We start from the raw sequence: 21,941 nt of genomic DNA on the forward strand, positions 1-21,941 counted from the left end.
GACTTTTAATCAGAGGGTCGACAGTTCGAGCCTGTCACGACTCATAGGTCAATTTTTGTTTGACAATGATGCACCTATATGATAAGATAATTAAGTCGTTTGTGATTGCAAACGTAAGTTTGCCGACTTAGCTCAGTTGGTAGAGCATCTGATTTGTAATCAGAGGGTCGGGCGTTCGAATCGTCTAGTCGGCACCATATTATGCGGAAGTAGTTCAGTGGTAGAACATCACCTTGCCAAGGTGGGGGTCGCGGGTTCGAATCCCGTCTTCCGCTTGTCACGTTTTTGCCGGGGTGGCGGAACTGGCAGACGCACAGGACTTAAAATCCTGCGGTAAGTGATTACCGTACCGGTTCGATTCCGGTCCTCGGCATTTTCATTTAATTATATTGCACCCATAGCGCAATTGGATAGAGTGTCTGACTACGAATCAGAAGGTTGTAGGTTCGACTCCTACTGGGTGCATATTCATCGGGAAGTAGCTCAGCTTGGTAGAGCACCTGGTTTGGGACCAGGGGGTCGCAGGTTCGAATCCTGTCTTCCCGATTAGATGAGAAAACATCTTTTCTTTGATAAATCAAATCGCGGTGTAGCTCAGCTGGCTAGAGCGTCCGGTTCATACCCGGGAGGTCAGGGGTTCGATCCCCTTCACCGCGATAGATCTTTTGTATAGAACTTGGACCTTTAGCTCAGTTGGTTAGAGCAGACGGCTCATAACCGTCCGGTCGTAGGTTCGAGTCCTACAAGGTCCATAGTGCTGGTATGTTAGTTTTGATGTGTTATCAAGCATGATTGGTGCTTAAATTATGGAGGATTACCCAAGTCTGGCTGAAGGGAACGGTCTTGAAAACCGTCAGGTGGGTAAAACCACGCAAGAGTTCGAATCTCTTATCCTCCTTTTTAATATAATTATCGCGGGATGGAGCAGTCTGGTAGCTCGTCGGGCTCATAACCCGAAGGTCGTAGGTTCAAATCCTTCTCCCGCAATTAGTATGGTCCTATGGTGTAGGGGTTTATCACGCCTGCCTGTCACGCAGGAGATCGCCGGTTCAAATCCGGCTAGGACCGCTTATAGTTAAGATATTTTTGATTATATTTTATGCTTATGGCTCGGTAGCTCAGTCGGTAGAGCAATGGATTGAAGCTCCATGTGTCGGCAGTTCGATTCTGTCCCGCGCCATAAAAATTATGCGGGTGTAGTTTAGTGGTAAAACCACAGCCTTCCAAGCTGTTGTCGCGAGTTCGATTCTCGTCACCCGCTTATACATTTCTAATATGGAGAAGTACTCAAGTGGCTGAAGAGGCGCCCCTGCTAAGGGTGTAGGTCGCGAAAGCGGCGCGAGGGTTCAAATCCCTCCTTCTCCGTTTTTTGACCCGTTGGTCAAGTGGTTAAGACACCGCCCTTTCACGGCGGTAACATGGGTTCAAATCCCGTACGGGTCACTTTAATAATTATCGCGGGATGGAGCAGTCTGGTAGCTCGTCGGGCTCATAACCCGAAGGTCGTAGGTTCAAATCCTTCTCCCGCAATTAGTATGGTCCTATGGTGTAGGGGTTTATCACGCCTGCCTGTCACGCAGGAGATCGCCGGTTCAAATCCGGCTAGGACCGTAAAACTTATTTAGTAAAGCACTGTTAATGCAAATTGACAGTGCTTTTTTCGTGTAAATACCTCTTGAATATCGATGTTCCAACAAATGATAAGATGTGTTAGAATGAAATATGTTACAGCACATTCCCGATAGGATTCATTTGTGTGAAGATGCCTTGTAACCAAATTACTGAATGGGGGAATTATCGTGTCAGAAAGACATTTATTTACGTCAGAATCAGTTTCAGAAGGTCATCCAGATAAAATTGCTGATCAAATAAGTGATGCAATTCTAGATGCACTGCTAGAAAAGGATCCTGATGCACGTGTGGCTTGTGAGACTACGGTTACTACTGGACTAGTTGTAGTTGTTGGAGAGGTTTCTACTAGCGCATATATTGATATTCAAAAAGTTGTTAGGGATACAATCAAGGAAATTGGGTATGTCAACAATAAATATGGTTTTGACGGTGATAACTGTGCAGTAATGACATCTATTGATGAACAATCACCAGATATTGCACAAGGTGTTGACAGATCGCTTGAAAATCGTGCAGGAGAGGTCGATCCTTTAGATCAAATAGGTGCAGGGGATCAAGGAATGATGTTTGGCTATGCTATCGATGAAACACCAGAATTGATGCCATTACCGATTTCTTTGAGTCACCGCCTGATGCGTAAAATAGCTGAAATTAGAAAAAACCATGTCTTAAGATATTTAGGACCGGATGCTAAAGCTCAAGTAACGGTGGAATATGATGAAAATAACAAACCCGTGCGAGTGGATACGGTTGTTATTTCTACACAGCACGATGCGGATACAAGTTTAGAGACAATTCGCAAAGATGTGGTCGAAAAGGTTATTAAGACTGTAATTCCTAAGAAATTCTTAGATGAAAAAACGAAATATTTTGTTAATCCTACTGGTCGATTTGTTGTTGGTGGTCCGCAAGGTGATGCTGGATTAACAGGTCGTAAGATTATTGTGGATACTTATGGTGGCTATGCTCATCATGGCGGTGGCGCTTTTTCTGGCAAAGATGCTACGAAGGTTGATCGTTCCGCAAGTTATGCAGCTAGATACATAGCAAAAAATATTGTTGCTGCTAAAATCGCAACTCAAGTTGAGGTTCAGTTGGCCTATGCAATTGGTGTAGCACAGCCGGTATCAATTTCAGTAAATGCTTTTGGAACATCAAAGTTTTCTGAACAAGATCTTCAGGCAGCTATCCGTAAAGTCTTTGATTTAAGACCAGCTGGAATCATTGAAATGCTTGATCTAAAAAGGCCTATTTACAAAAAAACAGCAGCTTATGGTCATTTTGGTCGTACTGACATTGAGTTACCTTGGGAGAAGACCGATAAAGTCAACGAGTTGAAAAAAGCTTTGAATTTGTAATAATTTACATTGTAGTGTCTTGCAATTTTAAGCTTGTTTTGCTACGATGATGTAAATAAAACGCTGATAAGGATTAGTAGAGGAGATTGCTATTTAAGAGAGTGTACGTTTAGGTGTAAGTACACATAGCACCGCTTTGAACTCACCTTAGAGTTTCTTGCTGAATTTTTGGTAGGCAAGGACGGGTATTTCCGTTAAAAAATAGAGTGCCAGTGTAATGATTATTTTATACTGGAAAATAGGTGGTACCGCGAGTCTTCTCGTCCTATATGAAGTTTTTGAAAGAGCTTCTATAGGACTTTTTTATTTAATTCTTATGGAGGGAATGAACAAGACAATGGGTTATGACCATAAAACAATTGAAAAAAAGTGGCAGCATTACTGGGAAACACATAAAACTTTTAAAACTACGGAGGATCCTAAACGTAAAAAGTTCTATTCTTTAGATATGTTCCCGTATCCATCTGGACAGGGATTGCATGTTGGACATCCCGAAGGATATACAGCAACTGATATTATTGCACGTATGAAACGGATGCAAGGATATAATGTTTTACATCCGATGGGCTGGGATGCATTTGGACTGCCAGCTGAACAATATGCTCTTAACACAGGACATTCACCACGTAAGTTTACTAAAGAAAATATCAATAATTTTAGAAGACAAATCAAATCTCTTGGTCTGTCATATGATTGGGATCGAGAAATTAACACGACAGATCCTTCTTATTACAAGTGGACACAGTGGATTTTTGAGAAGCTTTATGAAAAAGGTCTTGCATATGAAGACGAGGTGGCTGTTAATTGGAGTCCTGATCTTGGAACTGTTGTTGCGAATGAGGAAGTCATTGATGGCAAAACTGAACGTGGCGGATTTCCAGTTATTCGTAAACCAATGCGACAATGGGTTTTAAAGATAACGGCTTATGCGGATCGTCTAATTGAAGATTTAAATGATGTTGATTGGCCTGAAAATATCAAGGAGCAGCAGCGTAATTGGATTGGAAGATCTGTTGGTGCAAGTATCAGATTTAAGGTTGCTGGACATGAGCATAAAGAAATAGAAGTCTTTTCAACTCGTCCAGATACTATTTTCGGTGCAACAGCACTTGTTTTAGCACCTGAACTAGACATTGTTAAAGAATTAACTACACCAGAACAAAAGCAAGCTGTAGAAGCTTATATCCAAAAAGTTTTGCATAAATCTGATTTGGAAAGAACAGATCTGGCAAAGGAAAAAACGGGTGTTTTCACTGGCAGCTATGTAATTAACCCAGTTAGTGGAGAAAAAGTTGAACTGTGGATAGCTGACTATGTACTTGCTACGTATGGAACAGGTGCAGTGATGGTTGTTCCCGCACATGATACGCGTGATTATGAATTTGCTTCTAAATTCAACCTGCCTATTATCCCGGTTATTGAGGGCGGTGATATCGACAAGGAAGCTTATACGGGGGATGGCCCGCACATCAATTCAGGTTTCTTGAATGGTATGGATAAGGGAGAAGCTATCCAAACAATTACTGATTGGTTGAAGGAACACAAAGCAGGGGATAAAAAAGTAAATTATCGTTTGCGTGATTGGTTGTTTTCTCGTCAACGATACTGGGGCGAACCAATTCCAGTTATTCACTGGGAAGATGGAAAAACAACACTTGTACCAGAAGATGAACTGCCTTTGCGTCTCCCAAAGGCAAAGGATATAAAGCCTTCTGGAACCGGTGAAAGCCCACTTGCTAATCTTGATGATTGGATTAATGTAGTTGATAAAAACGGACGCAAAGGAAAGCGTGAAACAAATACAATGCCACAGTGGGCAGGAAGTTCATGGTACTTCCTTCGTTATGTAGATCCGCATAATCAAGGTGCGGTTGCTGACTATGACAAATTAAAAGAATGGATGCCAGTTGATCTGTATGTGGGTGGTGCGGAACATGCTGTACTTCATCTTTTATATGCACGTTTCTGGCACAAATTTCTTTATGATATAGGCGTAGTTCCTACAAAAGAGCCATTCCAAAAGTTGGTGAATCAAGGAATGATTCTAGGAGACAATCATGAAAAAATGTCTAAATCCAAAGGAAATGTTGTTAATCCAGATGATATTGTTGAGCAATATGGTGCTGACACTTTACGCTTATATGAAATGTTCATGGGACCTCTTGACGCATCAATTGCATGGAGCGAGGATGGACTAAATGGAGCTAATCGCTTTATTAATCGAGCATGGCGTTTAATCATAGATGAAGAGGACAATTTACGTGATCGTATTACAACATTAAATGATGGTAAGTTAGAGCGTGTCTATAATCAAACCGTTAAGAAGGTTACGGAAGATTATGCTGCAATGCACTTCAACACAGCTATTTCACAATTAATGGTCTTTGTTAATGAAGCGTATAAAGTAGATGCTTTGCCACTTGAGTATATTGAAGGTTTTGTTAAGATGATATCGCCAGTTACCCCACATGTCGCAGAGGAATTATGGACAAGATTAGGTCACGTTGGGACAATTACTTATGAGGAATGGCCAAAATTTGATCCAGCTAAGCTGGTTGAAGATACAATTGAAGTTGTAGTTCAAGTGAACGGCAAGGTAAAACAGCATTTGACAGTTTCTAAGGCAATTTTAAAGGAAGACCTAGAGAAAAAAGCATTGGATGACGAAAAAGTTCAAAAGGCTATTAGCGGTAAAGATGTTAAACGAGTTATTGCGGTTCCAGGCAAACTAGTTAGTATCGTTGTAAAATAATATAGCTATTAAAGATTATGGGAAAAAAGATCAAGCATTTTTCTGAATGCTGGTCTTTTTTTGTTAATAAAAAGCATAAAATTTTATTTGCAACGTTGACATTAATTTTATACAATTAGAAACATATGTTATTAAGATTTAAGTGCATTAATTTTTTTTAATTTAGGAGGATTGTTAGAAAATATGAAAAACGAACTTTCGCGGGCCCTGACGCATCGACATGTGCAGATGATAGCCATTGGGGGCGCAATCGGAACAGGATTGTTTCTTGGTTCTGGGACTGCAATACAAAAAGCCGGTCCATCAATCATTTTAGCTTATTTAATTGCTGGCATTATTTGTTTTTTTATGATGCGTGCAATTGGTGAATTAGTATTATCTAACACAAAACTTACATCATTTATTGATTTTGTGCGGGTTTATTTAGGTGATGGATGGGAATTTGTTATTGGTTGGACATATTGGTTATGCTGGGAAAGCCTTGCAATGGCGGATCTGACGGCTAGCGGAATCTATATTGGTTACTGGTTCCCTTCTATTCCCCAATGGGTAACTCCCTTGGTGATTATTCTTGTTCTGCTGGGTTTTAACTTACTGAGTGTAGGAATTTATGGCGAACTTGAGTCGTGGTTTGCAAGTATTAAGGTTTTAGCAATCATAGCTTTAATTGTGACTGGAATTATTTTAATTTTGTTTCAGACTGATGTCAGCGGTCACCAAGTAAGTATAGGCAATCTGTTCAACTATGGCGGCTTTTTTCCTAAAGGATGGTCAGGCCTTTTAGCAGCTTTTCCGATGGTGATTTTCGCTTTTACAGGAATTGAAATGGTCGGTCTAACATCTGGTGAGACTGAAGATCCTAAAAGAGATATTCCACGTGCTATCAATAGTTTGCCAATACGAATAGGCTTATTCTACTTAGGATCCATGTTTGTTTTGATGTGTATTTATCCATGGAACGAGATAACTACTACTTCAAGTCCTTTTGTACAAGTTTTTTCTGGAATAGGAATTAAAGTTGCTGCGGGAGTTATAAACTTTGTGGTTTTGACAGCCGCATTATCAGCTTGCAATAGTGCGATTTTTAGTACAAGTCGTACACTTTATGTTTTATCACATAGTAAAAAAGCACCACATTTTTTTGGTAAGACAAGCCACCAAAGCGTTCCGGTTCAATCGTTGATTTTTTCTTCTGTTGTTTTATTTATTATTGTATTATTGAATTATGTTGTTCCGAAAAGTGTTTTTGAAATTATTTCAGGGGTGGCGACAATTAGTTTTATTTTTGTATGGGTAGTTTTAGTTGTTTGTCATTACAAATATCGATTGCAAAATAAAGATCAAAAGAGAATTTTTCCAATGCCGCTGTATCCTTTCTCTAATGTTATTACAATTATATTCTTTATTGGTGTATTATTTCTTCTAGCATTGAGCAAGAGTACGCTGCTGTCCCTCATTTTTTCGATTGTTTGGTTTGCAGCATTAGGACTGATTTATAGATTTTCTTTTGCAAAAAAAGAACTGTAATTTTATCGTTTGATGGAATTCTAGCTGAAAATAAAAATTAGATGTAAAGCTTATTTCTTCTGTAATAAGGATTTGTAAGTAAGGCTTATAAGTTGAAATATTTTAAGGTGTATAATACAAGATTTAATACAAGGTGGTGGAGTAAAATAATATATTTTGCTCCACCACCTTGGTATTTAAGGAATGAAATGTATGGAGCATACATTGATAAAAGGAGAGTAAATAACCTTATGGTATCTAATAATTGAATGCATTGCTTGTTATTCCAAAACAGTTTAAACTTAATAAAGTTGAATAAGCGAAAAGGTAGGATAATAAAATGGCAAGATGGATTCCTAGCAAGAAAATTGAACCTAGTAATTTTGATGAAAATGTGAAACCTGGTAAATCAGCAAAAGAAAAAATGTTGAGAGGTTCAGCATGGATGACACTTGGGAGTATTTTCTCGCGTATTTTGGGTGCGCTTTATATTATTCCTTGGTATGGGTGGTTTGGAGCAGATAAGTTGCAGGCTAATGCTCTTTATACAAAGGGATATACAGTTTATAGTATGTTTTTGATGATTGCGATTTCTGGAATTCCTTCAGCCGTGGCGAAACAGGTTTCTCATTATAATGCTCAAAATGAATATGCAATTGGTTTGCGCTTATTTAAGAGATCATTATTATTGATGATAATAATTGGCATTACAAGTATGGTTGTGATGTGGTTTGGCGCCCCCTTGATTTCACAAGGTGATACTAATCTAGTACCTGTTTATCGTTCGTTGTCCATTGCTTTAATAATTATACCTGTTATGAGTTTGACACGTGGCTTTTTTCAAGGATATCAGGATATGTTTCCTTCAGCTATGTCACAATTATTGGAGCAGATAGTGCGTATTATCTATATGTTAGCGGCAACTTTCTTTATTATGCGTGTCGTAAAGGGAAGCTATGTAACTGGTGTAGTTCACTCGACTTTCGCAGCATTCGTTGGATCGTTAGGTGGATTGTTGATACTGATATTGTACTATTTTCGAAAAAAAGAACATATGGATCAACTTGTTCTTCAAAGTGCAAATAAATTAAAGATTTCAGATAGATATATTATTAAAGAAGTTTTGTATGAATCAATTCCATTTATTATCATCGGAGTATCGACAACGATATATAATGTGATTGATCAATTTAGCTTCCAAGCAGTGATGCAGCATTTTTCAGAACTAAGTGTTAGGCAAATAAATGATTGGTTTGCGCTTTTTGCAGGAAATGCCAACAAGTTAATTATGATTACGATATCACTGGCCTCAGCAATGTCAATAACTGTAATACCGTTGCTTTCTGAAGCATATACTAAAAAAGACAGGAAACAAATTGCTACTCAAATAAATGATGCACTTGAATTGTTCTTGATTGTTATGTTGCCATGTTCATTAGGGATGGCGGCTGTAGCTAAACCGCTGTATGTTATTTTCTACACGTATGATTATACTGGCATTTTTATACTAAGCTTTGCTTCTTACATTGCTTTGCCGATCGGTTTATTTATGGTCCTTTCATCTCTTTTGCAAGGAGTTTATCGCAATAAAATTGCAATAAAATATTTTGCCATCGGTCTTATTGTGAAAGCAATCATTCAAGTGCCTCTAATTGCTTTATTGCAAGGTTTTGGGCCGTTGTTAGCCACCGGGATAGGGATGATGGTCTCTAATGTGCTGATGCTGCGTTTTTTCTATTTGCATTTTGAAATGGACTTCCAGCGTATTATACGTCGGTTTGATGGCTTACTGTTTTTTTCACTGTTGATGTTTGTGGCAGCCTTCGCGGTGGTCCAACTCGGAGACATTTTCTTTAATCAATACAGCAGAGTTCAGTCATTAATTGTCTTAATTTTGGCAGTAATGGTGGGTGGATATGTATACTTATATTTGTGTCTTAAGACACGAATTGCGGATAAAATATTGGGAAAAAGGGTAGAATCTTTACGCCGTTTCCTGCGTATTAAGTGAGGCTTGAAAATGAGACTTGATAAATATTTAGCTAATATGGGATTGGGAACGCGCTCAGAAGTGAGAAAAATAATAAAAGATGGTCGTGTTACTGTAAACTCTCATAATGTACTGAATGGGAAGAAGCAGATTAAGGAGCAAACTGATAAAGTACAACTAGATAACAAAATACTTGATTATCAAAAATTTTTTTATTATATGTTAAATAAACCACAAGGTGTCATATCAGCGACCAGTGATATGAATCAAAAAACTGTTCTTGATTTGCTAGATAAAAATGATCAGCAGCAAGGTTTGTTTCCTGTCGGGCGGCTTGACAAGAACACTACCGGTCTGCTGCTAATAACGAATGATGGAAAATTGGCGCATCAACTTCTATCACCCGTACGCCATGTCAATAAAGTTTACGAAGTTAAAGTTGCTGGGATTGTTGATGAGAACGCAATTGCAAAGCTTACATCTGGAATACTTCTTAAAGATGGTACGCAAACTAAAGAAGCTAAAGTTCGGATCTTAAAGAGCAAAGACGGGTACAGCTGGATCAGAATAACAATAAGTGAAGGTAAGTATCACCAGATAAAGAGAATGTTTGGAGCTCTTTCAATGCGTGTTGTGGCATTGGAAAGAGTCGAGATGGGTCCGTTGAGATTAGATACGACCCTTACGGTAGGTAAATATCGAGAATTAACGAATTCAGAAGTTTTGAAACTGAGAAAAGGCTAATTCATCTAAAGAAAGAGCTTAAAACAAGAATCATAAGCAGGACTTATCGCGTTACATGGAATTCTAGGAGCGTAATGCGTATATGCGCATAAAACTTTGGAGTTCTCTAATAATATCCGTGGGTAAGACTACATATTTAGAAGATGCTAATTTTTGTGCAAGGGCACTATGAGCATAGACCGCGGCATCAATAACTTTTTCATAATCTTTGAAATGAAACTGTCCCAAAAAAGCGGCAATAATGCCCGTCAAAGTATCACCCATACCGCCAGTACTCATATATGGGCCTCCAATTTCTAATTGAGATGGAGCATCATTAATATGGTAGATAGTTGTATGATATTTTTTGAGAACGATCGTAGCAGCTAGTTCTTGTTGTTTTAATATGTTTTTACTGGGCTTTTGCTCAGAAATTTTCATACCGCTTAGACGTTGCCATTCCATTTGGTGTGGTGTGTAAATCGTTTTACGAGTTGACAAAATTTTTTTGAGCTCTGGTTGTTCAGAAACTAAGGTAATTGCCGATCCATCAATAATCACGAAATGTCTTACAGTGGTATTCAGAATTACTTTTTTCAAAATGCTCAAAGCATTAGCATTTTCTCCCAGGCCAGGACCAATAACTATTACATCAGATTTATTAATTGCGTTAATTAAGTCAATGTCATTATTATAGTTGATGAACATTGACTCAGGCACAATCGAATGAAGTGCGGTAATGTTCTTGGAGTCTGTTGCGCAACTCACAAGTCCAGCACCTGCATGAACAGCAGCTGAAGAAGACATAATGATAGCTCCACCATAATTTTCGCTCCCACCGATAGTTAAGATGTGACCAAAATTACCTTTGTGGCTTTCTAGTGGACGCGGTAAAATGATTTGTTTTAAGATACTTTCCTGCAGTTGATGGATAAGATCACCCTCTAATTTTTATAAGAACTTTACTACATTTTAGCATAAATTTGTTTTCTTTGAGATATGTAATTATTTACTGAGACAATTACTAATTATGGTAAAATTAGCGGATAATAATAGATTCTTCAGGAGGAAAAAAGATGCAGATAGATTGGATAGATGAAATTGATAAAAGAAAAAATGAATTGCTTTTAGATTTGCAGGAGTTACTAAAAATTAAAAGTGTGTGTGATGAAGAACATGCATCCAAAGAAGCTCCTTTTGGGCCTGGTCCAAAGAAAGCTTTAGAGAAGTTTCTGCAAATCGGAGATAGGGATGGATTTAAAACATTAAATCTTGATGGAATTGCCGGGCATATTGAATATGGTACAGGTAACGAAGTCATAGGTATTCTAGCCCATGTCGATGTTATGCCAGCTGGAGAGGGATGGGATACCGACCCTTTCATTCCTGTTGTCAAAGATGGACGTCTTTACGGCCGTGGCGCATCTGACGATAAAGGCCCAGCAATGGCAACTTACTATGCTCTAAAGTTGATCAAGGAATTAAACTTACCCGTTAGTAAAAAGGTACGCTTTATTTTAGGAACGGATGAAGAGAGTGGTTGGAGATGTGTTAAACATTACTTTGAAAGAATGCCGCTACCAGATTATGGCTTTTCACCGGATGCTTTTTTTCCACTAATAAATGGCGAAAAGGGAAATGTTACTTACAGTGTCAACTTTTTAGGCAGTAATGAAGGTGAGGTAACCCTGGTCGATTTTAAGGCTGGTATGCGTGAAAATATGGTTCCAAGAGAGGCGATTGCACATTTAAGTGGTATAAATTCTGACTCAATCGAAGAAAAGTTCAATGCATTTATTTCACAAAATCCCATTCAAGGAAAGTTTGAGAAAAGCAACGGAATAATTGAACTTGAAGTGATTGGGAAAGCAGCTCATGCACAAGAACCAAGAAATGGCATAAACGCCGGGACTTATTTGGCTTTATTTTTAAATGAATTAAAATTAGGTGGCGAAGCCAAAAACTACATTGAGTTTGCTGCGAAGTGGCTGCATGAGGATTCTCGCATGAATAATTTCGGTATACATTTTACCGATAATGTGATGGGTGATTTAACAATGAATGCGGGTATTTTTAATTTCAAGAATTCAAGTGGTGGAAGCGTGATTCTTAACTTTCGTTTTCCGCGGGGGATAAAAGCTTTGAAAATCAAAAAAGCATTGGAGAAGGAAACAGCCCCTTTAAAAGCAGCTATAAAGCTAGCAGGTAAACTTCAAGAGCCACATTACGTGCCGTTGGATGATCCAATGGTTAAGACTTTGTTAGGCGTGTATGAACGTCAGACTGGCAATAAGGGGTATGGAGTTGTCGTTGGGGGTGGAACCTATGGTCGGTTAATGGAGCGTGGTGTTGCCTTCGGAGCAATGTTTCCGAATGTTCCAGACACGATGCATCAAGTAAACGAATTTATACCAGTCGAAGACTTATTAAAGGCCGCTGCAATTTATGCCGAGTCCATATATGAATTAATTAAATAATAGCAATATAAAAAGTACAGTATATTTGATCCTAACATGACCTTAGTAATAACTTTAAGCTTTTAGAAGAATAACTTAAATAAAATGTATAATTGTGAAAATAATTTTATTTTTTTGAAATTAAAAAAAATAAGGCGTACACTTAAGTTAGTGTGAATGAGGGGGTTGTAATATGCAAAAGGGATTTATGCATGAGCTTGAAGAAAATGTTTTATCGGATAGTGACGATGCGAAAGTGTTTTTAGTACCTAGCAAAAAAGAGCATCTTGCTGTAAAAATAGACAAGAATATTTTAGGGCGTTTGAAAGATGACGAAAAATTAGAGCAAATGTTGAAAAATTTATTGAAAATGAACTCTAAGAGTACTACAAAAGAAGTTATTAATATAAATAAACGAAATTATCGTATCTTTTTGTGAACCTGAAGAACACTTTTGCATAACAACCAAATTAATGTAAGAAGGGGCTTAAAAATAAGCCTCTTTTTTAATAGTCTCTATAAATGTTTTTCAAAAAGAAAAGTGTATGGAAATGTGATGATGGATCTCTAACGTGTTATTGCAGATGGTGCAGTGCAAAGCAGTAAAAAAAAGCCATACCAAGATCTAAATCTTGATGTGGCTCAATGTCTACAATTTCAGGATTATAGTTTGATGATGCTTTGAACACTATTTGTATTAAAAAGATTATGGTTGTCTTCAACTGCACCAATGGAGAACCAATCAATATGTGTCAACATACACGCAAGGTAACTAAGCATATTATCTTGGTTATGACTATGATTATTTTCGTGCCATTCGGAAAAAGAAGTCGAAATAACTTTTTCCAGATTTCCCTCACTGGGGTTCCCCGAAACCCGATAACCGGTCACTATGGTGTCAGGATCAATTTGAAGTTTAAGATTATTCGTTAAATTAATATAAAAATGCATTTAATAACCGCCTTTCATTAACTTCAACAGTATAACATACACTTGTTTCAACTGTGAATGGCAATTTTGAATCTTGAGGAAAAACACTTATGATATGTACTTGTCAAGAGAATTAACTTACTTTAAAATTAAATTAGTAATGATGTATCAAAAAAGGAGTGTAGGGATGTTTTTAACGACGCGGGATATAAATAGAACCTATATGGTTTTAGGAATAGTAAATGCAACAGCAAAACAGACGTTGACAGCAGATACAATCGACGAGGTAGATCAATATGATGATTTATACAATCAAGTAAAATCAAAATTAATAGAACGTGCAGCTGCAAAAAACGGTGATGGTATTATAGGTGTGACGTTTAATTCAGAAATTGTGCGAGTATCTGTAGGTCCAAAATATATGATGCTGCACGGCTATGGAACTGTTATTAGTTTTCCCAAGAAGTAGATATTAGTCTTAGCGAACAACAAGCACATCGCATTTGGCTGTTTTGACGACGTAATTTGAAACTGAGCCGACAAAAGTTCTTTGGACCCGATTTTTTTGCGTCGTGCCTAAAATTATTAAATCATTGCGGTATTCTGAAGGAAAATCAGTCGATATTACTTTCCGTGGATCGCCAAAGCGAAGATGAATGTGAGTCTGATATTCTGACGAACCATTCTTTAGTTCAATAGACATTCTTTTTTCGAGTTTATTCATGTTCTCTTGTTCAAGTACATAAAGTTTCTGATTTGAAGGAGTAATATCGACATTTCCAAAACTTAACAGTGAAGAGTCAATGACATGTAGTATATCCAGTTGCAGATTGTGTTCGCGCGCATATGCAGCACTGACCTTTAAAACTTCTTCTGAGGCTGGATTCCAATCTATTGCTACTAGTATTCTTTGATAGTCTAGCGTCACTTTTATCACTCCTTTGGGGGAAAAACTGCAGAATGTAATTTTAACTCGAACTTTGCGCACAAAATTTTTCAAAAGTTAATTCTTTTTTGTTCGAATACTAACATAGCAAGTTCAAAACAATGTTAGTAGCGGGTGGTAAATATGCTAAAATTCGACTGTTTTCATATCCCCATTGTAAATGCTTAGAAGAAAAAAGCAATAAAATTTTTTATCAAAATGAAAAAGGCTATAACAGAATTGAAGACTAATCTGTCATGGTCTTTTTTACTAATCAACTTCAAGTATCATTTTGCTTGTTAGCAGAGAATTTTTTCCAGCAGCTGTCAAAATTCCGGGTGTTAAATTTACAAATCTTTTTTCAACACATATTGGTTTATGGGTAATAAAGTCGGCTTCAAATAACAGTGTTTCTATGTAACCCAGTTCACGTCTGCTGATATTATAACAGGCTGCAAAATTGATAGCTTCTTTTTCGGTTGGACCAGTACTAGTATCTGACTTATTTATAAAGAGCATAAATTCCCTAATAAAAGCGTAGTCAAGCATCTCTATCACTCCTTTTAGATAAATTATAACCTAAATTCGATAATAAAGTACACATTTATAAAATGTAATGTGGGCAATATTAATTATTTTGTATTTTTAGGTTAATATAGCGTTCGTTTTTATAAGGAGAATAAAAGGATAAACGTTCTATTTATTAGAGTATAAGGAAATAGTTGATGTAGAATTTTTTATTGAAGTATTCAGAAAAAGACTAGGATGCTATAAATATATTATTACAAAAAAATGAGATGAAACATTGTTATCATCTCATTCTTTGTTAGTATTTTTTTATGATACCGAGCGAATTAAGTTTTCGACTGGTTTCTTTTCTTGGTTGGCTGCTTTTTCAACTAAATGGTCGAAAATTTTTGCGAAAGCTGAATGTTTTTTAAATAAGCATTCTGGATGAAATTGAACTGCAAAAATGTTGCCATCATTTGATTCAATAGATTCGATAATACCATCGTCACTGTGGGCAGCAACGTTTAAACCATTTCCAAGAATATTGATAGCTTGATGATGGAAAGAATTGACCAACAAACGCTGACCGAATAACTCCTGTAGCCAAGAATTTGTAGTGGCTGTGACATGATGTGTTGGGACGTCAAAAGCAGTAGGATATTGATTGTGTTGTGTTTTGATTCCAAGTTGAAGATGTATGTCCTGATATAATGATCCACCTAGAGCGACATTTATAAGCTGTTGCCCACGGCAAATGCCAAAAATCGGTTTGTGTACTCTCAGAGCTTCTTGGACTAATGATATTTCAAATTGGTCTCGTTCTAAGTCTGTTTCACCAAGTTCTTGAATGGGCTCCTGACCATATAAGGTTGGAACTACATCTTGTCCACCGGCTAATAGTAGGGCATCAATAGTTTCAATGTAGTCCTTGGCTTCAGCCGGGTTACCCAGCGGCAAAACGATTGGCAAACCGCCACTCTGCCGTACACCATCAATATATGCCTTTTGAATATAGTCGACATAATTTGTATTAAATTTTTTAGTTGGATGGATTAAATGATTACTTGCAATTCCAATTTTAGGTAACATATTGTGCTCTCCTTTATTTTAGTAATCCGAGGTAACTAGGTGTAGGGAATAAGATAATGAAATAAAAAAGCACCTTCCATCTCATTATTGATAAATATCAATAACGGGACGAAAGCTACTTCGTGTTACCACCCATGTTTACAGTTGATTTGCATTAACTGCCTTGTCAGCTTCAATAAAAGCCTAGGAGATTAACGACTCCCACCGTCTAGCAAGCTTGCACCTTCTAGAACTAACTGAGTTCATCTTCACTCTGTTTTCAGATCCACCCTTGCACCAACTGATGGTCGCTTTCTAATCTAAAAAACAAAACTACTCTTCTCATCATTTTTAAATATTGTTCTTATCATACTCAACAACAATTTGTTTGTCAATAAAAAAATTTTTTTATTATTTTATAAAAAAAGATAGTGTTTTTTGTCAAAGCTTTTAGAGACAATTCAATCAAAAATATAATATTATTCTAAAGGCTTAAATCATGTTTGCTACCATAAAATATCAGTTTCGGTATAATAGGGGACAAATACAGCAATTAAGAGGAGATAAAAGGGATGTTGGACAATTTATTAAACAATATAAAAAAAGAAAACCTTTCTAGGCAGTTATTTCAAAGTTTTCTCGGTGTTGAAGTTGAAGAGCATAGAATTGATCACACGGGGAAGCTAAGTCGTGAGCCTCATCCGCAAAAATTAGGTTCCAGAAGTCATCATCCATACCTGCAGACTGATTTTTCTGAGTCGCAAAGTGAAATTATTACCGATCCTTTTGATTCTGTTGAAGGGGTTATTCAACAATTAGATATTCTCCAAACCATTTTGAGCCGTTCACTTCAAAAAAACGAGAGAATTTGGCCGTTAAGCATGCCTCCTAGGATGGATGATAAGGATAAACAATTTGTAGCTGATCATTTTGACCGACCGGCCTATGAAGACTATCGTCAGTATTTAATAAATAAATATGGAGTTTCTCGCAAAATTATAACAGGAGTTCATGTGAATTATAGTATTTCAAATTCCTTTTTTCAGTGTTTGTATCAATACTATAAAGAAGATTTTAAGAGCCTAATTAGTTTCAAAAATGCATTGTACTTTAGAGTAGCACAAAATTTTGTGCTTAATCGTTGGTTGTTGACTTATCTATTTGGAGCGAGTCCTGTAGCAGAAAAAGGCTTCTTTTCTCAGTCAGAGGCTTCTAAGTTCGAGCACCCAGTTAGAAGTATTCGTAACAGTCATCGAGGATACGTAAACAATAGGGAAAATCAAGTTAATGTAACATTGTATTCATCGTTTGAAAATTTTATTGATGGAATTGAGAATGCAGTTAAAGAAGGTTTCTTGTATGGTCCTGCGGAGTTTTATGGTCCTGTTAGACTGCGAGGACAAGAAAAAATAAGCGAATATCATTCTGAAGGGATCTCTTACTTAGAGTTTCGAGTGTTTGATAATGATCCGTTCAGCCGCAATGGTGTCAACCGTGATGCTTTAGTTTTTTTGAAGATTTTTTTGGCGTATCTTTTAGTTACGCCTGTTGATAAGAAAAATATTAAAAACAATCTGAAGCAATCCTTTGATGAAAATAATCACGTCGCATTGGAGCAGCCTAACAAGCAAACTATTAAACATGGGGATGGAGTAACAATTTTAAACAAGATGTTAAAGCTGATAAAAGATTTAGATATTGAGATTGAAGAATTTTCAAAAGTGCTACATCATTTCACTAATGTTTTGGAATATCCGGAGTTAACTCCTTCAGCAAAATTGCTGGATGTTATGAAAGATGGTAGTTTGCAGAAATTTGGAACTGAGATTGCAACAAAACACAAGGAGTCGTTGACCAATTCTAGAAAATTACTACCCTCTATGACGTATTTCTCGCATCAAGCTCAGTTGCTTATTTATAAAGCAGTAGAGTTAGGAATTAGATATACAACGAAAAGAAATAATAACAAGTGTTTGAAATTAACGTATGAAGGGGTAACAAAAACAGTATATGTAGAATCCCTAAAAAATGTGCAGCCGGAAAAATATCTTAAAACGCTTTTTCCGACTCTAAAAGTAAAATAGATTGCCTGTAGTTATCTAGTACAGCACGATTAATGTTTATAAAAACTTGAACTGAAAAAAAGTTGATGTAAGATATATTTGTGCAGTATTGAGCGATTAAAATGCTGTAAATTTGAAGAAAGGGTGTGTTGTTTATGCAGGATGTCGCAAAGGAATCTGCTGGAACAAAGTTTTGGCGTGCTGTGTATTTAGGCATAATTGGAGGAATTATTTCTGGTTTTGTTAAAATTGGTTGGGAAGGTTTATTGCCTCCACGAACAACAATTCGTAATCTGACCAATCCGCCGCAGGAATTAATGCAGCAGATGGGGATTCCTTATAGAGTTACCCATGCTTACTTTACTTACTCTGGGCAGCATGTGCAATTTGTCAGCCTGATTTTACATTTTGGATTTTCAATTGTTTTCGCTATTCTTTATTGCTGGCTTGCAGAGTATTGGCTTAAAGTTACATTTCTTCAAGGAACTGTTTATGGATTTGTGATTTGGATCGCCTTCCATATTATTATCCTACCAGCATTAGGTACAATCCCAGCTCCATGGTTACAGCCATTTGATGAGCATTTTTCAGAATTTCTAGGCCATTTGATTTGGGCTTGGACCTTTGAAATTTGCCGTCATGACTTCAAAGCGCGGATGAAACATGTTGTGATTGAATAACATGTTATAATTTTTATTTATCAGTATTAAAAATGATTTCACCGGTTTTAAGTAGAAATTTTTCGAACGGGTGAAATCGTTTTTTATTTGACTATAAATTATTTTGTTTTCGTTAATCATGGTGGTTTAATACTTAATTTAGCAGTGCCACCCCGAAAGTTAAGTAGGTTGCAAACAAGATCCATGCGAGGTATGGGTAGAGCAAGAGACTGGAGCTCTTACTGATCTTAAAAAACTGAATAATACAGGTCAAAACTAATAGATCAAGAATAAGAATAAGTAATAAACCCCACCAGTAATAATTCAAATTAAAAAATACAATGCTCCAAATGAAATTAACAAACAATTGAATGCCATATAAAATGAAAGCACTAAACTTATCGCTTTTTTTCCCAAGTGAGGAGCGCATAAGCATAAAGCCAGAAATACCAATTAGTAAATATAAAAAAGGCCAAACAATTCCAAAAATAAAATCGGGCGGTGCTAGAGCTGGAAGCTGCAAATTGTTATAGACTTTTTTGATATCCCCTGCAAACAGTGCTGAGAGTGAACCAATCATTTCAACAATCACTATAAATAGCATCACTTTAAAGAAACTAGAATATTTTGAGTTGATCTTCATAGAATCTCCCCCTTCTTCAGTGAGTGTAACACAAATTAGGGTGCTATATTTGAGACACGCCTTGTCTTAAAATTCTAGAGTATTTATTTTAGTTTAATAAGGGAAATTTGCACTGTTTTATATAGAAAGAATGCAGCGCGTCACCAGTCAATGGATTTTTGCACATTAATTATGAATTACAAAGCTAGTCTGAGTTGGACGATAATGAGTTACTGAAAAAGCTTAACTATATTGAAACGCGTTAAGTCAGATAATTCAAAACTGAAAAAAACTGATCCAAAATGTAAGTTTTGGACCAGTTTTTTTTGAAAAACATGAACTTTTAGTTAGGTACATTTATAATTTAGAGGCGCTTAAATTTTTATTTTAAGTCTTGTGAGGCTTTTTCTTGAGCTTCCGCTGGAGAAAAAGCCTGTACTAAAACATTAGTCATGTTCTTTCGACTTTTAACGTCAACCAAATACCATTTCAGCATAGTTTTTCCCCTCCTTTATTATTACTACAGAATGAAATTATATACGTTTTCAAACAAAGGTCAAGCATTTTGTCTTGTTGTAAAAAACTAATTTTAAATAAATTTTTATTGGATTTTTTGAAGGGAAAACTGATGGAAGAAATTCATAGAAAAGATATAAAGGTTGAGGAAAAGAAAATACTGTGTCTTAAGCTAAGTTATTAATACAATATTGCCAGTTTTGTTTGCTAAAGCGTTCATTTCCAGATATATTTCAGTGAAAAGATAAATAGAAAGATGTTAATTTAATGATCTATTTAATGAATTGATAAGTTTTTATATAACTTGTATGTTATACCAAAACCGTAACTAACACGTGAGTTCTTTGACAAAACTATGAATGTTTTTAGAAAGGAATTCTTCATGACTGATACTCAAAAGAGGATTATCAAAACGACTTTGAGTTAGAAAATATCCAAAATTCAACCAAACAAAATTCATAGCAAGAACTTCTATATCAGCACGCTGGGAAATGTGTCCTCTTTTCTGCATTTTTTTTAAATAATTGACCAAAAGAGCTTTAAAATGAATTGGAATTTTTTCTACATCTTTATTGACTTCGGGGAGTGCAAAAGATTCACGTAGGCCAACCATGAAGATTGCTTGATGTTCAAAAACAAAATGTTGATACTTGCCAGCCATATTTGTTAAGTCTTTCTCCAGATTGCCAGTGTCTTTTTGTTCATGTTTAAGGTAATCGATATCAGCTAAATACTGGTCGATAGTAGCCTGCAATAGTCCATGCTTATCTTTGAAGTTACGAAAAATTGTTGTTTCATTAACCTTGGCCAGTTCAGCAATTTTATGAGTTGTGGCGTTTCGGTATCCATTTTGAAGGAGTAAATCTTTAAAAGCTTTAAGAATGCGCTTTTGAGTTGAAGTAAATGCCATCTTATCTTCCTCCTGATTGCTTAATAATGATTATAGTTTATCACAATAACATTAAGCTATTAATAATTTGGTATATAAACTTTTTAAAATATTGTATGATTTGAGATTTGAAGTTGTATTTGTGCACAATAAAAAGGCACCAGTTACTAGCCGATGCCTTTTTCGCACAATCTGTTCGTCAAACCTAATGCGCGATATAAGTATGCTGGCTACGTAAGGCATAGAATTATATCTATATTAGTTATGTCAATCATGCAGGATATCATCATTATATTACAGTATGTGAAAATGGAGTATTATTGGGAACATTAGATGATTTTTAACTGCCAATTAATAGTTGGCAGTTGCTGACATATAAAGTAACAACACGTTTAATCGATTCAACATCGAAAAGCCTCCGTCTCATTTGAGATGGGGGCTTATTTTTTATGCAACAAAAAAAGACATCAACTTTGATTGATGTCCTCTTGATGCACTAATGTATTTTTAAAGCCTAACGTGCAATGATCTATTATGCCCTCGGCAGGAGTCGAACCTGTACTTGGAAACCCAAACAGCGACCTGAACGCTGCGCGTCTGCCAATTCCGCCACGAGGGCAAATAAGTGGTACTTAAGTAGTATACAATACTTGCTAGAAAAATAAAAGAGATTATTTGTTTGAATTTACTTTTTAAGTTCTCGAATCTTTAGTGTTTACAAATAGTAACTGTGAAAATTTTTAATTTGTTGCTTAACATATTGTGGGGAGCGAGTCTAAACACGTTAGTTTAATTTACTTGGGAAAAAAATAACACGACTAAAATGTACAATTGTCTATTCTATAAATAAGCTATAATAAATTTAACAAAAAGCATCATTCTTTTTAAGTATATTAATAAAAAAATTGACGTAAAAAAAATTTGATGATAAAATTTAGATGTGAAAAAGTTGGATTCAATGTGGTGTAGTTACAACGTTGAATTTTTATTGATGTAAGTACGGCTGTCTATAATGGGTTGACCAGAAGTGAGTTGGCTGGTTTGAGTTATAAGTCATTTGATACGACGCTACGGTCTAGAAAGGAGATAGAAGGGGAATGGTACCAGATAATTGCAGGCATAACCTTTTTGTAACATAAAATAGGAAACGCTACCATGAGTGCTGGTTGACAAGCTATTTTTGCAATTGTTGTGATGCTATATATTGTAACTTAATATCTAAGTTGAAATATGTTAATGTACTGTTTGTTTGACTAAAGGGGGAAATACGATGAATATTTTTGTGGTAGGTTCTGATCGTGGTTTAGGCTATGTTTTATGTGAACGTTTAGCAAAACAAGGT

17 protein-coding genes, 17 tRNA genes, 1 riboswitch and 1 other annotated feature are annotated in these 21,941 nt (G+C 36.3%); of the genes, 26 read left to right on the plus strand and 8 right to left on the minus strand.

Features of this window, described 5'->3' with window-relative positions:
* The first annotated feature begins 121 nt into the window (after positions 1–121).
* The 21 genes from FC19_RS09480 (at position 122) to FC19_RS09580 (ending at position 9,982) form a co-directional block, all read left to right on the plus strand.
* Positions 122–197: transfer RNA gene (locus FC19_RS09480), tRNA-Thr, on the plus strand.
* Between the two features lie 6 nt (positions 198–203).
* Positions 204–275 (plus strand) — tRNA-Gly (locus FC19_RS09485).
* A gap of 12 nt (positions 276–287) precedes the next feature.
* Positions 288–373: transfer RNA gene (locus tag FC19_RS09490), tRNA-Leu, on the plus strand.
* An 18-nt stretch (positions 374–391) separates the two neighbouring features.
* A tRNA-Arg gene (locus tag FC19_RS09495) sits at positions 392–465 on the plus strand.
* Positions 466–472: 7 nt separating this feature from the next.
* Positions 473–546, plus strand: a tRNA-Pro gene (locus FC19_RS09500).
* Positions 547–583: 37 nt separating this feature from the next.
* Positions 584–657: transfer RNA gene (locus FC19_RS09505), tRNA-Met, on the plus strand.
* Positions 658–678: 21 nt separating this feature from the next.
* Positions 679–752: transfer RNA gene (locus tag FC19_RS09510), tRNA-Ile, on the plus strand.
* 56 nt (positions 753–808) lie between these two features.
* A tRNA-Ser gene (locus FC19_RS09515) sits at positions 809–898 on the plus strand.
* Between the two features lie 15 nt (positions 899–913).
* Positions 914–987 (plus strand) — tRNA-Met (locus FC19_RS09520).
* Positions 988–994: 7 nt separating this feature from the next.
* Positions 995–1,068, plus strand: a tRNA-Asp gene (locus tag FC19_RS09525).
* A gap of 39 nt (positions 1,069–1,107) precedes the next feature.
* A tRNA-Phe gene (locus FC19_RS09530) sits at positions 1,108–1,180 on the plus strand.
* 10 nt (positions 1,181–1,190) lie between these two features.
* Positions 1,191–1,261 (plus strand) — tRNA-Gly (locus FC19_RS09535).
* A 16-nt stretch (positions 1,262–1,277) separates the two neighbouring features.
* Positions 1,278–1,365 (plus strand) — tRNA-Ser (locus FC19_RS09540).
* Between the two features lie 6 nt (positions 1,366–1,371).
* A tRNA-Glu gene (locus tag FC19_RS09545) sits at positions 1,372–1,443 on the plus strand.
* 13 nt (positions 1,444–1,456) lie between these two features.
* Positions 1,457–1,530 (plus strand) — tRNA-Met (locus tag FC19_RS09550).
* 7 nt (positions 1,531–1,537) lie between these two features.
* Positions 1,538–1,611, plus strand: a tRNA-Asp gene (locus tag FC19_RS09555).
* Positions 1,612–1,720: 109 nt separating this feature from the next.
* Positions 1,721–1,802: riboswitch (SMK box riboswitch) on the plus strand.
* Entirely contained in the window at positions 1,800–2,990 is a 1,191-nt protein-coding gene (gene metK, locus FC19_RS09560) for a methionine adenosyltransferase (RefSeq protein ID WP_057876729.1), read from the plus strand. (Overlaps the previous riboswitch by 3 nt.)
* 54 nt (positions 2,991–3,044) lie before the next feature.
* Positions 3,045–3,261 (plus strand) — a binding site (T-box leader).
* Between the two features lie 66 nt (positions 3,262–3,327).
* On the plus strand, positions 3,328–5,742 hold the full coding sequence (gene leuS, locus FC19_RS09565) for a leucine--tRNA ligase (protein WP_057876743.1): 2,415 nt from the start codon (positions 3,328–3,330) through the stop codon (positions 5,740–5,742).
* Between the two features lie 183 nt (positions 5,743–5,925).
* Positions 5,926–7,269, plus strand: a complete 1,344-nt coding sequence (locus FC19_RS09570; RefSeq protein WP_057876730.1) for an amino acid permease — start codon at positions 5,926–5,928, stop codon at positions 7,267–7,269.
* A gap of 403 nt (positions 7,270–7,672) precedes the next feature.
* Complete coding sequence (locus FC19_RS09575) at positions 7,673–9,259, plus strand: putative polysaccharide biosynthesis protein (protein WP_057876744.1); 1,587 nt, start codon at positions 7,673–7,675, stop codon at positions 9,257–9,259.
* A 9-nt stretch (positions 9,260–9,268) separates the two neighbouring features.
* The gene (locus FC19_RS09580) at positions 9,269–9,982 is read left to right on the plus strand and encodes a pseudouridine synthase (RefSeq protein WP_057876731.1); all 714 of its coding nucleotides are present in this window, start codon (positions 9,269–9,271) and stop codon (positions 9,980–9,982) included.
* 63 nt (positions 9,983–10,045) lie between these two features.
* Here FC19_RS09580 and FC19_RS09585 read toward each other — a convergent pair whose 3' ends face one another.
* Positions 10,046–10,894 (minus strand): NAD(P)H-hydrate dehydratase, encoded by an 849-nt coding sequence (locus FC19_RS09585; protein WP_057876732.1) that lies wholly within the window; start codon positions 10,892–10,894, stop codon positions 10,046–10,048.
* Between the two features lie 143 nt (positions 10,895–11,037).
* Here FC19_RS09585 and pepV point away from each other — a divergent pair, with 143 nt between their 5' ends.
* Positions 11,038–12,438 (plus strand): dipeptidase PepV, encoded by a 1,401-nt coding sequence (gene pepV, locus FC19_RS09590; RefSeq protein WP_057876733.1) that lies wholly within the window; start codon positions 11,038–11,040, stop codon positions 12,436–12,438.
* 172 nt (positions 12,439–12,610) lie between these two features.
* Complete coding sequence (locus FC19_RS09595) at positions 12,611–12,856, plus strand: hypothetical protein (RefSeq protein WP_057876734.1); 246 nt, start codon at positions 12,611–12,613, stop codon at positions 12,854–12,856.
* Positions 12,857–13,080: 224 nt separating this feature from the next.
* On the opposite strand, the gene FC19_RS09600 is transcribed toward FC19_RS09595, so the two are convergent.
* Positions 13,081–13,368 (minus strand): hypothetical protein, encoded by a 288-nt coding sequence (locus FC19_RS09600; RefSeq protein ID WP_057876735.1) that lies wholly within the window; start codon positions 13,366–13,368, stop codon positions 13,081–13,083.
* 166 nt (positions 13,369–13,534) lie between these two features.
* On the opposite strand from FC19_RS09600, the gene FC19_RS09605 reads away from it, so the two are divergent.
* Complete coding sequence (locus FC19_RS09605) at positions 13,535–13,816, plus strand: hypothetical protein (protein WP_057876736.1); 282 nt, start codon at positions 13,535–13,537, stop codon at positions 13,814–13,816.
* Between the two features lie 9 nt (positions 13,817–13,825).
* On the opposite strand, the gene FC19_RS09610 is transcribed toward FC19_RS09605, so the two are convergent.
* The 3 genes from FC19_RS09610 to FC19_RS09620 form a co-directional block, all read right to left on the minus strand.
* Positions 13,826–14,275 (minus strand): universal stress protein, encoded by a 450-nt coding sequence (locus FC19_RS09610; protein ID WP_235809369.1) that lies wholly within the window; start codon positions 14,273–14,275, stop codon positions 13,826–13,828.
* A gap of 267 nt (positions 14,276–14,542) precedes the next feature.
* A complete protein-coding gene (locus FC19_RS09615; protein ID WP_057876737.1) occupies positions 14,543–14,821 on the minus strand; it encodes a hypothetical protein in 279 nt (92 codons plus the stop codon).
* A gap of 288 nt (positions 14,822–15,109) precedes the next feature.
* Positions 15,110–15,871, minus strand: a complete 762-nt coding sequence (locus FC19_RS09620) for a gamma-glutamyl-gamma-aminobutyrate hydrolase family protein (protein WP_057876738.1) — start codon at positions 15,869–15,871, stop codon at positions 15,110–15,112.
* A 551-nt stretch (positions 15,872–16,422) separates the two neighbouring features.
* Between FC19_RS09620 and FC19_RS09625 the strand changes: the two genes are divergently transcribed.
* Positions 16,423–17,934: a gamma-glutamylcysteine synthetase gene (locus tag FC19_RS09625; protein WP_057876739.1), complete on the plus strand. Its 1,512-nt coding sequence runs from the start codon at positions 16,423–16,425 to the stop codon at positions 17,932–17,934.
* 134 nt (positions 17,935–18,068) lie between these two features.
* Complete coding sequence (locus FC19_RS09630) at positions 18,069–18,593, plus strand: YagU family protein (protein ID WP_057876740.1); 525 nt, start codon at positions 18,069–18,071, stop codon at positions 18,591–18,593.
* Between the two features lie 133 nt (positions 18,594–18,726).
* On the opposite strand, the gene FC19_RS09635 is transcribed toward FC19_RS09630, so the two are convergent.
* The 3 genes from FC19_RS09635 to FC19_RS09645 form a co-directional block, all read right to left on the minus strand.
* The gene (locus FC19_RS09635) at positions 18,727–19,215 is read right to left on the minus strand and encodes a TspO/MBR family protein (protein ID WP_057876741.1); all 489 of its coding nucleotides are present in this window, start codon (positions 19,213–19,215) and stop codon (positions 18,727–18,729) included.
* Positions 19,216–20,038: 823 nt separating this feature from the next.
* Positions 20,039–20,620, minus strand: coding sequence for a TetR/AcrR family transcriptional regulator (locus FC19_RS09640; protein ID WP_057876742.1), 582 nt, complete (start codon positions 20,618–20,620; stop codon positions 20,039–20,041).
* Positions 20,621–21,134: 514 nt separating this feature from the next.
* Positions 21,135–21,218 (minus strand) — tRNA-Leu (locus FC19_RS09645).
* Between the last annotated feature and the right edge of the window lie 723 nt (positions 21,219–21,941).

It is taken from the genome of Liquorilactobacillus aquaticus DSM 21051, from assembly GCF_001436755.1.
GTDB lineage: Bacteria > Bacillota > Bacilli > Lactobacillales > Lactobacillaceae > Liquorilactobacillus > Liquorilactobacillus aquaticus.

Excerpts from the sequence above, each read along its gene's own strand:
- leuS (WP_057876743.1), top strand. The coding sequence starts at position 3,328 with ATGGGTTATGACCATAAAACAATTGAAAAAAAGTGGCAGCATTACTGG.
- FC19_RS09570 (WP_057876730.1), top strand. The coding sequence starts at position 5,926 with ATGAAAAACGAACTTTCGCGGGCCCTGACGCATCGACATGTGCAGATG.
- FC19_RS09575 (WP_057876744.1), top strand. The coding sequence starts at position 7,673 with ATGTTGAGAGGTTCAGCATGGATGACACTTGGGAGTATTTTCTCGCGT.
- FC19_RS09580 (WP_057876731.1), top strand. The coding sequence starts at position 9,269 with ATGAGACTTGATAAATATTTAGCTAATATGGGATTGGGAACGCGCTCA.
- pepV (WP_057876733.1), top strand. The coding sequence starts at position 11,038 with ATGCAGATAGATTGGATAGATGAAATTGATAAAAGAAAAAATGAATTG.
- FC19_RS09595 (WP_057876734.1), top strand. The coding sequence starts at position 12,611 with ATGCAAAAGGGATTTATGCATGAGCTTGAAGAAAATGTTTTATCGGAT.
- FC19_RS09600 (WP_057876735.1), bottom strand. The coding sequence starts at position 13,368 with ATGCATTTTTATATTAATTTAACGAATAATCTTAAACTTCAAATTGAT.
- FC19_RS09605 (WP_057876736.1), top strand. The coding sequence starts at position 13,535 with ATGTTTTTAACGACGCGGGATATAAATAGAACCTATATGGTTTTAGGA.
- FC19_RS09615 (WP_057876737.1), bottom strand. The coding sequence starts at position 14,821 with ATGCTTGACTACGCTTTTATTAGGGAATTTATGCTCTTTATAAATAAG.
- FC19_RS09620 (WP_057876738.1), bottom strand. The coding sequence starts at position 15,871 with ATGTTACCTAAAATTGGAATTGCAAGTAATCATTTAATCCATCCAACT.
- FC19_RS09625 (WP_057876739.1), top strand. The coding sequence starts at position 16,423 with ATGTTGGACAATTTATTAAACAATATAAAAAAAGAAAACCTTTCTAGG.
- FC19_RS09630 (WP_057876740.1), top strand. The coding sequence starts at position 18,069 with ATGCAGGATGTCGCAAAGGAATCTGCTGGAACAAAGTTTTGGCGTGCT.
- FC19_RS09635 (WP_057876741.1), bottom strand. The coding sequence starts at position 19,215 with ATGAAGATCAACTCAAAATATTCTAGTTTCTTTAAAGTGATGCTATTT.
- FC19_RS09640 (WP_057876742.1), bottom strand. The coding sequence starts at position 20,620 with ATGGCATTTACTTCAACTCAAAAGCGCATTCTTAAAGCTTTTAAAGAT.